Genomic DNA, 14,767 nt, shown 5'->3' on the forward strand with positions numbered 1-14,767 from the left:
GCGCCATGACCTCGCCACCGTCGCCCGCCGATGGAGACTTCTCCACCCTCTTCAATTTCCTGCCGATCGGGGCGTACCGCAGCTCGCCCGACGGCCGGATGCTGCGGGCCAACCAGGCGCTGGTCAGGCTCAACGGCTATGACACCGAAGAGGAACTGCTGGCAGCGGTGAACGACATCGCGCTGGAGTGGTACGTGGAGCCGGCGCGCCGGGCCGAGTTCAAGCGGCTGCTGGAGAGCCAGGGCTATGTGCGTGGCTTTGTCTCCGAGATCCACCGGCACCGCACACGCGAACGCGTGTGGATCAGCGAGAACGCGCACGGCGTGCGCGACGCCTCGGGCGTGCTGCGCTATTACGAAGGTACCGTGGAGGACATCACCGAGCGCATGCGCGGCCAGAAGGCGTTGCGCGACAGCGAAGAACAGTTGCGCCTGATCACCTCGCAGGTGCCCGGCGCGGTGTTCTCGGTGCATGTGCGGCGCGATGGCGAGCGCGAGTACCGTTTTCTCAGCGCAGGCGTTCGCGATATCTACGGCTTCGAGGCCGAAGACCTGATGCGCACGCCCTCGCTGCTGGCGCGCCACTTTCACCCGGAAGACCAGGCCCTGCTGGAGCAGGACCGCCAGGCCATCCTCGCGGGGCAGGGCAACCTGGAGACCGAGTTCCGCGTCGTGCAGCCCGATGGGACCATCAAGTGGGTCAGCAACCGCTCCAGCGCGGTGTCCTCCGACGCCGAGGGCTTCCTGCGCGTGGGCATGCTGCTCGACATCACCGACCGCAAAGCCGCCGAGACCGCGCTGCATGCCAGCGAGGCGCTGTGGAAGCTCGCGCTGGAAAGCGCGGGAGACGGCGTGTGGGACTGGAACCTCGCGACCGGCGAGGAGTTTTTCTCGCGCGGCATCAAGTCCATGTTTGGCTATGACGAGGAAGACATCCCCAATCTTTCGGCCGAGATGGATGCGCGCACCCACCCGGACGACGTGCCCCAGATGGTGGCCGATCGGCAAGCCCATTTCGAAGGGCGCACGCCCGTGTACCGCAACGAGCACCGCATTCTCTGCAAGGACGGGCGCTGGAAGTGGGTGTTGTCGCGCGGCATGGTGATCGCGCGCGATGAAGACGGCAAGCCGCTGCGCATGGTGGGCACGCACACCGACATCACCGAACACAAACTGGGCGAGGCGCAGCAGCGCGCGCTGGAGACGCAGCTGCGGGAGTCGCAGAAGATGGAAGCTATCGGCACGCTGGCCGGTGGCGTGGCGCACGACTTCAACAACCTGCTGGCCGCGATTCTGGGCAACCTGGTGCTGGCGCGCGAAGACGTGGGCGAGCACCACCCGGCGCAGGAAAGCCTGACCGAGATCAGCCGCGCGGCGATTCGCGCCCGCCAGCTGGTGCAGCAGATCCTGACCTTCAGCCGCCGCCAGACGCAGGAAATGCTGCGCCAGCCGCTCACGCCGCTGGTGGAGGAAGCGCTGGGTCTGATGCGCTCCCTGCTGCCGGCCAGCATCAAGCTCAACGTGAGGCTGTCGGCGGCTTCGCTGCCGGTGCTGGCCGATGCGACCCAGATGCAGCAGGTGCTCATGAACCTGTGCACCAACGCTTGGCAGGCCATGGAGGGCCGTTCCGGCGAGATCACGGTGGCGCTGCGCGAGGTGACGCTCGATGCCTCACAGGGCCTGCGGCTGGGCGGGCTGGCCAGTGGCTCCTATGCCTGTCTGAGCGTGGCCGACAACGGCCCGGGCATGGACGACGCCACGCAGCAGCGCATCTTTGAACCCTTCTTCACCACCAAGGCGCCGGGCGCGGGCACCGGGCTGGGGCTGGCCGTGGTGCACGGGATCGTCAAGGCCCACCGCGGCACGATCGCACTGAACAGCCGCCCTGGCGAGGGTGCGCGTTTCGACGTCTACCTGCCCCTGGCTTCCGGCAGCGACGCGATGCCGCCCACGCTCGCTGAGGCACCGGCCGCGCCGGCTGCGGCCCCGCAGGGCAAGCATGTGATCTACATCGACGATTACGAGGCGCTGGTGTTTCTCGTCGGGCGGCTGCTGCGCAAGCAGGGCTACCGGGCCAGCACGTTCGAGTCGGGCGAGGCCGCGGTGCAGTGGCTGCGCGACCACCCCGGCGAGCCGGTGGACCTGGTCGTGACCGACCAGAACATGCCCGGCATGTCGGGCGTGGATGTGGCGCGGGAGGTGCGGCAACTGCGGCCGGACCTGCGCGTGGCCATCGTCTCGGGCCACGTCAACGACAAGTTGATGAACGACGCCCACGACGCAGGCGTGAGCGACGTGCTGGGCAAGCAGGACAGCATGGACGCGCTGGGCGAATCCATTCGCGGGCTGCTCGAGCGCGAGGCGCGCTGAAGCGCCGCTGCGCTCAGCGCGGCACTTCGATGTTGACCTGGCGCACGCCTTCGGGCGGTGCAGGGAAATCGCGCAGCGCAGCGTCCAGCATGGCCGACCACAGGCCGTTGGAGCTGTTCCAGCGGCCGTCGTGCGCGGCGCGGGTTTCGTACACCACCTTGCCACTGGCGGCGTGGCGAATCACCAGCGTGACCTCGCGCTTGTAGTAGGGCGTCTCGATGCGGGGGAACACGGGCATCCATACGACCTGGCCGTTGCCCGTCACGATGTAGTCGCGCCCGGGCATGGCATAGCCGTAGCCGGGCCCGAAACCGCCGTAGCCGCCCCAGAAGTTGTCGTAGGGGCTCTCCCAGGGGGCGCGCGGCAGGCGCAGCGTGCTCGCGTCGACCTGCACCAGCCAGGGGGAGGCGGTGCCGTCGGCCGCGCGCGTCCAGCCCACCTTGGCCAGCGCGAGCGCCGCCAGGGTTTCGAGCTGGTCCTGGCCGGTGCCGCTGCGGCCGTCGCGCTGCGAGGGCAGGCGGTCAAAGCGGAAGATTTGCGGCGCCTGGGGCACCGCCACGGGGGTGCCCGGTTTGGCGGCCTGGTCGGCCCAGCGCGGGAAGCTCTGCACCTGGTTGTCGACCAGGTACACGGTGGCACAGCCGCTGAGGGCGAGCGCCGCCAGGGCGGCACCCAGAACGCGCGCGGAGCGCAAGAGCATTTGAATGGTCATGAGGCCTCCTGGGTGGATTGCGGCCGCCGCACCTGGGTGGCTCAGTGGGCGGCTGCGATCGGTATGACTGCTTTGGGCATGCCGGCGTTCCCTTCTTCGGTGGGCCACGCCGTCGCCGCCGCCACCGGGGCCTGGGTGCCGGGCAGTGGCTCGTCGTCAAAGGCCTTGTCGCCGTCTTCGCTGGCCTCGCCGGTGGCCCGAATGGTTTCAAAAGGAAACAGCGAACGGTCCATCAAGTGGCTGGGCACGATGTTCTGCAGCGCGGAGAACATGTTTTCCACGCGGCCGGGGAAGCGCTTTTCCCAGTCCTTGAGCATCAGACCCACCTGCTTGCGCTGCAGGTTTTCCTGGCTGCCGCACAGGGTGCAGGGAATGATGGGGAACTGGCGCAGCTCGGCCCAGCGGGTCAGGTCGGTCTCTGCCACGTAGGCCATGGGGCGGATCACCACATGCTGGCCGTCGTCGCTCACCAGCTTCGGGGGCATGCCCTTGAGCTTGGCGCCAAAGAACATGTTGAGCAGCAGGGTTTGCAGGATGTCGTCGCGGTGGTGGCCCAGCGCGATCTTGGTAGCACCGAGCTCGCCGGCCACGCGGTAGAGGATGCCCCGGCGCAGCCGGCTGCACAGGCTGCACATCGTCTTGCCTTCAGGAATGACGCGCTTGACGATGGAGTAGGTGTCCTGGTTCTCGATGTGGAACTTCACGCCCAGCTTGGTGAGGTACGCGGGCAGGATGTCGGCCGGAAAACCGGGCTGCTTCTGGTCGAGGTTGACGACGATGAGCTCGAAGCTGATGGGCGCGCGCGCCTGCAGTTTCTGCAGGATGTCCAGCATGCCGTAGCTGTCCTTGCCGCCCGAGAGGCAGACCATCACGCGGTCGCCTTCTTCAATCATGTTGTAGTCCACGATCGCGCGACCGACCTCGCGGCACAGGCGCTTTTCGAGTTTGTGGTTTTCGAGTTCGATGTTCATGAGGGTGTCCTTACCACTGCCCGCTTTCCATGCGGATGGCCACTTCGCAGTCGTCGAAGATTTCCAGCTTGGCGATCTTCACGCGCACGCCGATCACGCCCGGGAGCAGCATCAGCCGGCGCGTGAGCTTGCCGATCAGGCTCTCCAGCAGGTTGACGTGCTCGGCGGTGCACTCGTCAATGATGATCTGGCGCACTTTGCGGTAGTCCAGCACGTGGCTGATGTCGTCGTCGTGCGGCAGCAGCGGTTGTGTGCCCTGGTGGAGTTCGGCGTCGACCTGGATCGGCTGCGGCGCCGACTTCTCGTGGTCGAGGATGCCCAGGTTGGCGTTGAAGCGCAGGCCCGTGAGGGTGAGGATCTGGTTGCCGGCGGCGGTGGCGTTCATGGTGGGCGTGCGCTGGATCACATCAGCGAAAAATCGCGCTCGAAGCGCATCAGGTGCTGGCCGCCATCGACCAGCAGGGTGGTGCCGGTGATGGATCGGTTATCCAGCGCGAAGGCCACCGTGGCGGCCACGTCCTGCGGGGTCGAGGAGCGGCCCAGTGGCGACTGGCGGTGCAGCTCGGCGAACTTGTCGTCGCTGAGCATGTGGCTGGTGAGCGTGAGGCCGGGGGCCACGCCCACCACGCGCACGCGCGGCGCCAGCGCCAGCGCCAGCATGGTGTTGGCGGCTTCCAGCGCGGCCTTGGAGAGCGTGTAGCTGAAGAAGTCCGGGTTCATGTTCCAGAGCTTCTGGTCGAGCAGGTTCACCACCGCGCCGTCGGCGCCGCGGGCGTCGGTGTGGGCGTGCAGCGCCTGGGCCAGCAGCACGGCCGCGCCGGTGTTGGCGCGCAGGTGCTGTTCGAGCGCAGCAAAGCCGAAGGTGGCTGCGCTGTCGTGTTCGAAGGTGGAGGCGCTGTTGACCACGGCGTCCACCTGGCCATAGTGCGCCACCACGGCGGGCAGCAGGGCGCGCACGCTGGCCTCGTCGCCCAGGTCGGCAAAGAAGGGCTGGGCGCTGCCGCTGCGGCCGGTGCGGGCGTCGCAGTCGGCGGCGGTTTGCTGTGCGTCGGCCACGGAGTGGCGGTGGTGCACCGCCACGTTCCAGCCGGCCTGCGCCAGCGTGAGTGCGATTTCGCGGCCCAGGCGCTTGCCCGCGCCGGTGACGAGCACGGTGCGCGGGGCGCTGCGGGCGGCGGACGTGGGGCTGGGCATGAAGGACAATCCGGGGGTGCGGACCCCCATGGCAACAGAACACGAGAGTTTAACGAGCCCCCTTCTGGCGCGGGTGCGCGAGGCCATCGCGCAAGCCGGCGGCTGGCTGCCTTTTGACCGCTTCATGGCCCTGGCCCTGTACGAGCCCGGGCTGGGGTACTACGCCAACGCCACGCCCAAATTCGGGGCCTTGCCGCAAGGCGGCAGCGACTTCGTGACCGCCCCGGAGCTCACGCCCCTGTTCGGCCAGGCGCTGGCGCGCCAGGTGGCACAGGCGCTGGTGGCCACCGGCACCGACGAGGTGTGGGAGTTCGGCGCGGGCACCGGCGCACTCGCGCTGCAGGTGATCGAGGCGCTGGCCGAGCTGGGCCAACCGGTGCGGCGCTACACCATCGTGGACCTTTCGGGCAGCCTGCGCGAACGCCAGCGCGCCACGCTGGGCGCGCATGCGCAGCGGGTGCACTGGGCCGACGCCCTGCCACCGCAGATGCAGGGCGTGGTGCTGGGCAACGAGGTGCTCGATGCCATGCCGGTGCAGCTGTTGGCGCGCCGGGGCGGTGTGTGGCACGAGCGCGGGGTGGCCATGACCGAAGCGGGTGCGCTGGCCTGGGCGGACCGCGCCACCGCGCTGCGCCCACCGCTGGAGGTGGACGGTGAACACGACTACGTGACCGAAATCCACCCGCAGGCCGAGGCCTTCGTGCGCACGCTGGCCGACCGGCTGCTGCGCGGTGCGGCCTTCCTGCTCGATTACGGTTTTCCCGAAGCCGAGTACTACCACCCGCAGCGCGCCATGGGCACGCTGATCTGCCACCGGGCGCACCGCAGCGACAGCGACCCGCTGAGCGATCTGGGCCTCAAGGACATCACCGCACACGTGAATTTCACCGGCATCGCCCTGGCCGCGCAAGACGCCGGGCTGGAGGTGCTGGGCTACACCAGCCAGGGCCGCTTTCTGCTGAACTGCGGGCTGCTGGAGCTGGCGCAGCGCGCCGACGCGCGCCAGAACGCGATGATGCAGAAGCTCGTGAACGAGCACGAGATGGGCGAGCTGTTCAAGGTGATCGCGCTGGCGCCGACGGCGGGCACCGCCTGGGTGCCCATCGGCTTTGCGGCGGGCGACCGCACACACCGGCTGTAGGAGCGCGCTTGATCCGCTGGATGATCGTCATCTTCCTGGCCCTGCTGCTCATCAGCTGGTTCACGCCCATGCTGCGCAAACTGGGCTTTGGCCGGCTGCCGGGCGATGTGCGCTTCAAGGCCTTTGGGCGCGACTGGAACCTGCCCTTTGCCACCACCATCGTGCTGAGCATGCTCGCCAGCCTGATCGGGTACCTGATCTGATCGTTTCGCGGTGGGGCCAGACCGGGTAAGGTGTGGCCGATGAGCGAGACCACGAACCCGACCGCCCCATCCTCCCACGCTGGCCGGCTGCTGGCCGATGTGGGCGGCACCCACGCCCGACTGGCCTGGCAGGCCGGTGCCGACGCCCCTGTTGAACATGTGCAGGTGCTGCCGGTGGCGGCCCACGCGAGCCTGCGCGATGCCATCCGTGTTTACCTCTCCGGCATCGGCCGGCAGCCGCGCGAAGCGGCCATTGCGATGGCCAACCCTGTCACCGGCGACCTGGTGCGCATGACCAACCACCATTGGTCGTTCTCGCAGGCGGCGCTGCGCGACGAGCTGGGCCTGACCCGGCTTCGCGTGCTCAACGACTTCACCGCGCTGGCCCTGGCCCTGCCGCACCTGGCGCCGGGGGAGCGCCGCCAGGTCGGCGGCGGCGCGCCGGTGGCCGATGCCGCCATCGCCCTGCTCGGGGCGGGCACGGGCCTGGGCGTGTCGGGCTTGTTGCCGGATGGGCAGGGCGGCTGGGCGCCCATTGCCGGCGAGGGCGGGCACGTCACGTTGCCAGCCGCCACCGCGCGGGAGCGGCTGGTGATGGACGCGCTGGTGCGCCGCCACGGCCATGCCTCGGCCGAGCGCGTGGCCAGCGGCACCGGCTTGCTGGACACCTGCCTCATCCTGTGCGAGGCCGATGGCGTGGATGCCCACGCGTTTGACAGCGCCGCCGCGGTGAGTGAGGCCGCTCTGAGCGGGTCGCACCCGCAGGCGCTGGAGGCCTTGCAGATGTTCTGTGGCGTGCTCGGCTCGGTGGCGGGCAACCTGGCGCTGACCCTGGGCGCGCGCGGGGGCGTGTACATCGGCGGTGGCGTGGTGCCGCGGCTCGGCACCTGGTTCGATACCTCGCCGTTTCGCGGGCGCTTTGAGGCCAAGGGCCGCTTCGAGAACTACCTGCGCGACATTCCTGTGTGGGTGATCACCTCGGCACAGTCGCCCGCGCTGCTGGGCGCTGCCCGTGCGCTGGACGCGCGCTGATCAGCCGTCTTCCAGGTTCCACCGAAAGCCGCAGCGCTTGCAGCACACCGGCACCCAGTTCGCCTGGGGGCGGTGCCGGGCTTCTTCGAGCTGCAGCAGCCCGTAGGCCTTGCACTGCTGGCAGTTGGCCTGATTGGCCATTTCTTCGGCGTGCATGAGCAGGTAGAGATAGCGCCGCAGCGACCAGAGCGCGATCACGCCGCAGACCACCACGAACGCCACATCCATCAGCTTCTCGCTGGCGGTGCCCCCGCCCAGCGCTTCCAGGCTGGCGAGCACCGCCACCACCGAGAGCAGCGCCAGCAGCATGTGCGCGTGGCTCGAGAGCAGCTCGCGCTCGTACCACTTGCGAAAACCCACCCGGCGAATGCCGTCCGCCAGCGTGCGGTTGAGGGGGTTTCTGGCCGGCATGGTGGTGTGTCGTGTGGGTGGCGCATCGTGGCACAAGCGCCTGTGGCCACCAACCCGCCACGCCGATATCCCACGGCGGCCGTGGGATTCCTCAGCTTTCCTGCAACTGCCGCAGGGCAAAGGCGGGGGCTTTTCCGTCCCGGTCCTGCCCGGCGTACACCGTCATGTGCGGGTACGGAATCTCGATGCCCTTGGCGTCGAAGGCCGACTTCAGGCGGCGCAGGTATTCGCGCTTGACGCCCCACTGCTCAATGGGCAGTGTGCGGATGCGGCAGCGAATGACCACCGCCGAGTCGCCCCAGCTGTCCACGCCAGCGATTTCGAGGTCGGCCAGTATCTTGCTGCCGTAGGCCGGTTGGGCGCGCATTTGCGCGGCCACGTCGCGCATCACGGCCATCACATCGTCCACGTTCTCGCGGTAGGCCACGCCAATATCCATCACCGCGTTGCTGAAGCCGCGCGTCATGTTGATCACGGTGGTGATGGTGCTGTTGGGCACATAGTGCACGTTGCCGCTGTAGTCGCGCAGCTGCACATAGCGCAGGGTCACTTCTTCGACCGAGCCGGAGTGGTTGCCCAGTTGCACGACATCACCCTGGCGGATCTGGTTTTCCAGCAGCAGAAAGAAGCCCGTGAAATAGTCTTTGACGAGGCTCTGTGCGCCAAAGCCGACGGCCAGGCCCACCACGCCAGCGGCGCCAAGAATGGGTGCCACCGACACGCCCAGTTCCGACAGGACGAGCATCGCCGTGATGAGGCTGATGACCACAGCGATCAGATAGCGCACCACCCGCCCCAGCGTTTCAGCGCGCTGGGAGGATTCCCTGTCGTCCATGCGGCTGGCGATGCGCTCGCGCAGCCGGCGCACGGCGCGCTGCAACAGCCCGGTGATCACCCAGGCTGCAACGACGATCACCGTGATGCGGATCGCCACCATGGCAAAGCCGCCGAAAACGCCCCACCAGCGGGTGGCCATCTCCAGGTATTGGTCATTCATGTACTTCTCCTAAGAAAACGAAAAGGCAGGCCAGGCCGCAAGGGCCCGCACCTGCCTTGAGAGGGATCAGTTGTTGGGGATGGCCGCGAGGGCGGCCAGGAAGCGCTCGCGCCACCAGTGCACGTCGTGCTCGCGTATGCCCTGCAGCAGGGCCTGGTGGCGGCGCTGGCGTTCTTCCAGCGGCATCTGCAGCGCACGCTGCATGGTCTCGGCGGTGCGCGTGGTGTCGTAGGGGTTCACCAGCAGGGCCTCGCGCATCTGCTCGGCCGCGCCCGCAAACCGCGAGAGCACGAGCACGCCCGGGTCTTCCGGGTCTTGCGCGGCGATGAACTCCTTGGCCACCAGGTTCATGCCGTCGCGCAGCGGAGTGACCAGTGCCACGCTGGCCGCACGGTACAGGCCGGGCAGGCGCTTGCGCGCCACGCTGCGGTGGATGTAGCGCACGGGCATCCAGTCGAGTTCACCGAAGTTGCCGTTGATGCCGCCGCACAGGCTCTCGAGCTCCAGGCGCAGGCTGGCGTACGCGTCCACCGACTCGCGGCTGGGTGCGGCGATCTGGATCAGCGTGGCGCTGCCGAGGTTTTCCGGGTAGTTCTGCAGCAACTGCCGGAAGGACTTGAGCCGCTGCGGCAGGCCCTTGGAGTAGTCCATGCGCTCCACACCCAGCAGCAGCCGGCGGCGCGAATACTCGTTGCGCATCTGCTCGAACATGTCTTGCGATTCGCGGGCCTGGCCCAGGCCGATGAACTCGTCCACGTCGATGCCGATCGGGAAGGCCTGCACCTGCAGCGTCTTGCCGAAGGCGCGGAACTCGTGCTCGCCCAGAATGTCGGCCGTTGTTTCGGTGCCCACGTAGCGCGAGAAGTGCGACACGTCGGCTTCGCTCTGGAAGCCGACCAGGTCGTACGCGAACAGCGAACGGATCAGCCAGTCGTGCTCGGGCACGGCGGCCAGCATCAGCGGCGGTGGCAGCGGGATGTGCAGGAAGAACCCCATGCGCTGCTGGCAGCCCATGGCGCGCAGCTCGGCGGCCAGCGGGATCAGGTGGTAGTCGTGCACCCAGATGATGTCGTCGGGCTTGAGCAGGCTGGCCAGCTTGTGCGCAAACATCTGGTTGACGCGCCGGTAGCCCGCGATGTAGCCGGCGTCGAAGTCGGCCAGGTCGAGGCGGTAATGGAACACCGGCCACAGCACGCCGTTGCTGTAGCCCAGGTAGTAGCTGTCGTGGTCTTCGCGGCTGAGGTCCACCGTGGCCAGCTGCACCTTGCCCGAGGTCTGCAGGTGCAGGTCGCCTTCGCCGGGTGTGCCGTCTTCCACGACCTTGCCGCTCCAGCCGAACCACAGCCCGCCCGAGGCTTCGAGCGCTTGCCCCAGTGCCACGGCGAGCCCGCCAGAGGCCGGCTTGCGCGGATCGGCGATCCGGTTGGAAATGACGACGAGGCGGCTCATGCAATGACCTTTGCGTGCGGGTGCGCTGTCCAGGGACACCGCAGAACCGGCTTTGCCGGGCTGCAGGTGTCGCCCCTTGAGGGGTAGCGCCGAAGGCGATGCGGGGGGAGCTTCATATCACCGTATCCCAGCGGGCCGAGAGGCGCACCGCAGCGTTGATGATGCCCACCATCGAATAGGTTTGCGGGTAGTTGCCCCACATTTCGCCGGTGGTGGCGTGGGTGTCTTCCGACAGCATGCCCAGCGGGTTGCGTGCCGCGAGCATGGTCTCGAAGATGGCGCGCGCTTCGTCGGCGCGGCCGGTGCGCGCGAGCGCGTCGATGCGCCAGAAGGTGCAGATGTTGAACGCGGTCTCGGGTTTGCCGAAGTCGTCGGCCGCTTCGTAGCGGCGCATGTAGGGGCCGTCGCACAGGTGCTTTTCGAGCGCGGCCAGTGTGGCGATGAAGCGCGGGTCCATCGGGTCGATCATGCCGACCTCCACCATCAGCAGCACGCTGGCGTCGAGGTCGCGCCCGCCGAAACTCTCGGCAAAGGCCTGGCGCTCTTCGCTCCACGATTCGCGCAGGATGCGCTCGCGCATGGTGGCGGCGCGCTCGGCCCAGTGCGTGGCCCGGTCGGGCAGCTCCAGCGTGTGGGCGATCTTGGCCAGCCGGTCGCACGCGGCCCAGCACATGAGCGCCGAGCTGGTGTGCACGCGTGCGCGGGTGCGCAGTTCCCACATGCCGGCATCGGGCTGGTCGTAGATGCTGGCCGCGCGCTCGCCCACCGCTTCGAGCTGTTCGAACTCGGCGCGCCCGGCGCGGTGCAGCAGGCGTTGGTCGTGAAAGGCCTGCGCAGCCGCCAGCACCACGTTGCCGTACACGTCGTGCTGAAAATGCTCCTGCGCCTGGTTGCCCACGCGCACCGGGCCCATGCCCCGGTAGCCGGGCAGGGTGTCGCAGATGCTTTCGGGCAGTTCGCGCTCCAGGCCAATGCCGTGCAGCGGCTGAATGTGGCCGCCACGGGCACCCATCACCACGTTGGACAGCCAGCGCAGGTAGTCTTCCATGGTGCCGACTTCGGACAGGCTGTTGAGTGCGCGCACCACAAAGAACGCGTCGCGCAGCCAGCAGTAGCGGTAGTCCCAGTTGCGCTGGGTGCCCGGCGCCTCGGGAATGCTGGTGGTCATGGCCGCGATGATCGCGCCGGTGTCCTCGTACAGCGAGAGCTTGAGCGTGATGGCCGCGCGGATCACCGCGTCCTGCCACTCCAGTGGCACCGCCAGGCGCTGGCTCCAGCCGCGCCAGTAGGACAGCGTTTCCTGCTCGAAGTGGCGCGCGGTGTCGCCAATGCCGCTTTCCAGCGTCTCGTCGGGGCCGAGCATGAAGTTGTGTTCGCGCACGAGCAGAAAGGGCTCGCGCGCCAGCACGTGGCTGATGGAGGCGTCGGTGTGCAGGCGCAGCGTCTGCTGCTCGCCCACATAGCGGATGTGGTTGCTGCCGGAGGTGATGGTGGGTGCGGAGCGGCCCCAGTCGAACCGGGGCAGCACGCTCACGCGCACGCGCGGCGCGCCTTTGAGCGGGCGCACGCGGCGCACCAGCTGGGTGGGCCTGAAGTAGCGCCCGCGCGAAAGAAAGCGCGGCGCAAAGTCGGTGATGGACAGGCCATTGCCGTGCCGGTCCCAGAGCTCGGTGACGAGCACCGCGGTGTTGGGTTCGTAGCGCTGGCGGGCTTCGGCCAGGTCTTCGATCTCGATGGCGAACGCACCTTGCTCGGCATCGTCGCCGCCCAGCAGCGCGTGGAACACCGGGTCGCCATCAAAGCGCGGCAGGCAGCTCCACACGACGCGGCCGTGGGGGTCAATCAGGGCGCTGAAGGCGCAGTTGCCGACCACGCCCAGCGAGAGCGATGCAGCAGCGGGCGGCGCGAAGCCTTGGGCGGGCATGTTCATGTCGGCGAGCTGGAGAGATGCAAGGCGTTGCCGAGCCATTCGCGCAGCGCCTGCGGGTGGGGGCAGCGGTGGCGGGCGCGCGTGGCGCCATCGCCCACCTTGATGCCGTCGCCGCCCAGGCGCTGCACCACGTCAAAGCCGGCTTCGTCGGTCACGTCGTCGCCCGCAAAAATCGGCACTCGGCCCTTGAAGGGGGCTTCCTGCATGAAGGCTTCGATGGCGGTGCCTTTGTTCACGCCGGCCGACTTCACTTCCACCACGGCCTTGCCGCGCAGCAGCTGCAGCCCCGGCTCTTGTGCAATGGCGCGGGCCAGGGTGTCCACACACAAGGTTTCCAAGGTCGGCGCGAGCCGGTAGTGCAGGGCGATGGAGGTTTGTTTGCGCTCCAGCAGCAGCCCGCCGTGGCGTGCCACGAGGTGTTCGGCGGCCTGCACCGCGCGCGACAGGCCATCGGGGCGGGTGTTGGCGTTGTCGCCGTGGAGGGACAAACGCACCGCGCCGTGCTCGAACGCGGCGGGCCAGGGCCAGGGCGATGCCAGCAGGGGTTCGAGGTCGTCTCGCGCGCGGCCCGTGACCAGCGCGAGCGCGCCATCGAGCCGCTGGTACAGGCCGTGCAACAGGTCCACCAGCTCCGGGTGGACTTCAACCGCGTCGGGGCGCCGGGCCAGGTCGGCCAGCGTGCCGTCGAAGTCCAGAAACAGCGCGGACCGGTTGGTCAGCAGTTTTGGAAGGGTACTCATCTGCCGTTACCGTAACAGGCTGAGCGCCGCTGTGGGCATCCATGTCGATTTAACCCACCTCGTGGGTGAGAGACTTCGCGCCCGCTTGACGGACGGCGCAGCGCCTCAATCGCCAGCCACGGCGCGGCCTGCAGCGCCGCTGGCCTGCGCCACCGCCGCCACGCGCGCCTGGTGAATGCGCTCGCCCACGCGGGCACCGGCCAGCCCATCGGCCTGGGCCTGCGCGGCCACGGCGGCGGTGTCGACCGCCAGTGCCCAGCGCATGGCTTGGGCGAGCCGCTCGCGTTGTGGGTACGGCTGGGCGTGCAGGCCGAGCCGGCCCCGGGCGTCGCACTCGCAGGCCAGCAGCACGTCGTCGAAGCGAGCGGGTTTGCGCAGCGCATCGCAGCGTTCGAGCAGGCGCACCAGCGCGGCCGCGCCGAAGTCGCCGCTGCGGTGGATGTTGCCGTGCTCGCGTGCCACCACGTCGGCCAGTTCGCGGCAGTCCACCGGCACGCGCAGGCGTTCGCACACGCCCTTGAGCAGTTTCGCGCTGCGCTCTTCATGGCCAATGTGGCGCGGCAGCACGTCGGCCGGGGTGGTGCCCTTGCCCAGGTCGTGGCACAGGCAGGCAAAGCGCACGGGCAGCGGGGCTGCGAGCTGTGCGCTCATGTCCAGCACCATCAGCAGGTGCACGCCGGTGTCCACTTCGGGGTGGTAGTCGGCGCGCTGCGGCACGCCCCAGAGCCGGTCCACTTCGGGCAGCAGGCGCTGCAGCGCACCGCATTCGCGCAGCACCTCCAGCATGCGGCTCGGGCGTTGCTCCATCAGGCCGCGCGAGAGCTCTTGCCACACGCGCTCGGCCACGAGGTGATCCACCTCGCCGTCTTCCACCATCTGCCGCATCAGGGCCATGGTTTCCGGTGCCACCGAGAAGTCGGGGAAGCGCGCGGCAAAGCGTGCGAGCCGGAGGATGCGCACCGGGTCTTCGGCGAAGGCAGTGGTGACATGGCGCAGCACGCGTTCGCGCAGGTCGCGCCGGCCACCGTAAGGGTCCATCACCTCACCACGCGCCGGATCTTCCGATTGCTCGGCGGCCACGGCCATGGCGTTGATGGTGAGGTCGCGCCGCGCCAGATCGTCTTCCAGCGTGACGCCCGGGGCGGTGTGGAACGCAAAGCCGTGGTAGCCCGGTGCGGTTTTGCGCTCGGTGCGCGCCAGCGCGTATTCCTCGCGCGTTTGAGGGTGCAGGAACACCGGAAAGTCGCGCCCCACCGGCAGGAACCCGGCGTCGGCCATCGCCTGCGGCGTGGCACCCACAACGACCCAGTCGCGGTCCACGTGCGCAGGTGCAGGCGTGTCATCGGAAAGCGCCATGAGCGCATCGCGCACCGCCCCGCCCACAAGATAGGTTTTCATGCAGGCAAGTTTAGGTGCAGCGACCCGCGCAGCGGCGGGGCGTGGAGGCAAGGGCCAGCCGCCGGGCCGCCCCAAGGCAGGCCCAGCCCCCTAGGGGGGCAGCGACCCGCGCAGCGGTGGAGCGTGGGGGCAACGCGACCGGGCCAGCCGCCGGGCCGCCCCAAGGCAGGCCCAGCCCCCTCGGGGGGCAGCGACCCGCGCAGCGGCGGAGCGTGGGGGC

General features: G+C 68.8%; 14 protein-coding genes. 4 read left to right on the plus strand and 10 right to left on the minus strand.

The window, feature by feature from the left end:
* The first annotated feature begins 5 nt into the window (after positions 1-5).
* The gene (locus KXJ60_RS15445) at positions 6-2,369 is read left to right on the plus strand and encodes a PAS domain-containing protein (RefSeq protein WP_291129831.1); all 2,364 of its coding nucleotides are present in this window, start codon (positions 6-8) and stop codon (positions 2,367-2,369) included.
* Between the two features lie 13 nt (positions 2,370-2,382).
* On the opposite strand, the gene KXJ60_RS15450 is transcribed toward KXJ60_RS15445, so the two are convergent.
* The 4 genes from KXJ60_RS15450 to KXJ60_RS15465 are packed head-to-tail and all read right to left on the minus strand — an operon-like array spanning position 2,383 to position 5,246.
* Positions 2,383-3,081 (minus strand): hypothetical protein, encoded by a 699-nt coding sequence (locus KXJ60_RS15450; protein WP_291129834.1) that lies wholly within the window; start codon positions 3,079-3,081, stop codon positions 2,383-2,385.
* A gap of 41 nt (positions 3,082-3,122) precedes the next feature.
* Positions 3,123-4,052: a tRNA 2-thiocytidine(32) synthetase TtcA gene (ttcA, locus tag KXJ60_RS15455; RefSeq protein ID WP_291129837.1), complete on the minus strand. Its 930-nt coding sequence runs from the start codon at positions 4,050-4,052 to the stop codon at positions 3,123-3,125.
* Positions 4,053-4,062: 10 nt separating this feature from the next.
* Positions 4,063-4,437: a dihydroneopterin aldolase gene (locus KXJ60_RS15460; RefSeq protein ID WP_291129841.1), complete on the minus strand. Its 375-nt coding sequence runs from the start codon at positions 4,435-4,437 to the stop codon at positions 4,063-4,065.
* 17 nt (positions 4,438-4,454) lie between these two features.
* The gene (locus KXJ60_RS15465; RefSeq protein ID WP_291129844.1) at positions 4,455-5,246 is read right to left on the minus strand and encodes an SDR family oxidoreductase; all 792 of its coding nucleotides are present in this window, start codon (positions 5,244-5,246) and stop codon (positions 4,455-4,457) included.
* Positions 5,247-5,274: 28 nt separating this feature from the next.
* Here KXJ60_RS15465 and KXJ60_RS15470 point away from each other — a divergent pair, with 28 nt between their 5' ends.
* Genes KXJ60_RS15470 through glk form a run of 3 tightly spaced genes read left to right on the plus strand, consistent with a single transcriptional unit; the run spans position 5,275 to position 7,622 of the window.
* Entirely contained in the window at positions 5,275-6,387 is a 1,113-nt protein-coding gene (locus KXJ60_RS15470; RefSeq protein WP_291129846.1) for an SAM-dependent methyltransferase, read from the plus strand.
* 8 nt (positions 6,388-6,395) lie between these two features.
* Positions 6,396-6,590: a DUF2905 domain-containing protein gene (locus KXJ60_RS15475; protein ID WP_291129848.1), complete on the plus strand. Its 195-nt coding sequence runs from the start codon at positions 6,396-6,398 to the stop codon at positions 6,588-6,590.
* A gap of 39 nt (positions 6,591-6,629) precedes the next feature.
* Entirely contained in the window at positions 6,630-7,622 is a 993-nt protein-coding gene (gene glk, locus KXJ60_RS15480; RefSeq protein ID WP_291129849.1) for a glucokinase, read from the plus strand.
* On the opposite strand, the gene KXJ60_RS15485 is transcribed toward glk, so the two are convergent.
* From KXJ60_RS15485 to KXJ60_RS15510, 6 genes are all read right to left on the minus strand, one after another.
* Entirely contained in the window at positions 7,623-8,033 is a 411-nt protein-coding gene (locus KXJ60_RS15485; protein ID WP_291129851.1) for a hypothetical protein, read from the minus strand.
* Positions 8,034-8,124: 91 nt separating this feature from the next.
* Positions 8,125-9,030: a mechanosensitive ion channel family protein gene (locus KXJ60_RS15490; protein WP_291129853.1), complete on the minus strand. Its 906-nt coding sequence runs from the start codon at positions 9,028-9,030 to the stop codon at positions 8,125-8,127.
* 66 nt (positions 9,031-9,096) lie between these two features.
* Positions 9,097-10,479, minus strand: coding sequence for an alpha,alpha-trehalose-phosphate synthase (UDP-forming) (gene otsA, locus KXJ60_RS15495; protein WP_291129856.1), 1,383 nt, complete (start codon positions 10,477-10,479; stop codon positions 9,097-9,099).
* Positions 10,480-10,591: 112 nt separating this feature from the next.
* Positions 10,592-12,409: a glycoside hydrolase family 15 protein gene (locus tag KXJ60_RS15500; protein ID WP_291129859.1), complete on the minus strand. Its 1,818-nt coding sequence runs from the start codon at positions 12,407-12,409 to the stop codon at positions 10,592-10,594.
* Positions 12,406-13,149: a trehalose-phosphatase gene (gene otsB / locus KXJ60_RS15505; protein ID WP_291129862.1), complete on the minus strand. Its 744-nt coding sequence runs from the start codon at positions 13,147-13,149 to the stop codon at positions 12,406-12,408. Before otsB ends, KXJ60_RS15500 begins: the two co-directional genes overlap by 4 nt.
* 105 nt (positions 13,150-13,254) lie before the next feature.
* On the minus strand, positions 13,255-14,547 hold the full coding sequence (locus KXJ60_RS15510) for a multifunctional CCA addition/repair protein (protein ID WP_291129864.1): 1,293 nt from the start codon (positions 14,545-14,547) through the stop codon (positions 13,255-13,257).
* Between the last annotated feature and the right edge of the window lie 220 nt (positions 14,548-14,767).

This window comes from Hydrogenophaga sp. (assembly GCF_019264445.1).
In the GTDB taxonomy this organism is placed as follows: domain Bacteria; phylum Pseudomonadota; class Gammaproteobacteria; order Burkholderiales; family Burkholderiaceae_C; genus Hydrogenophaga.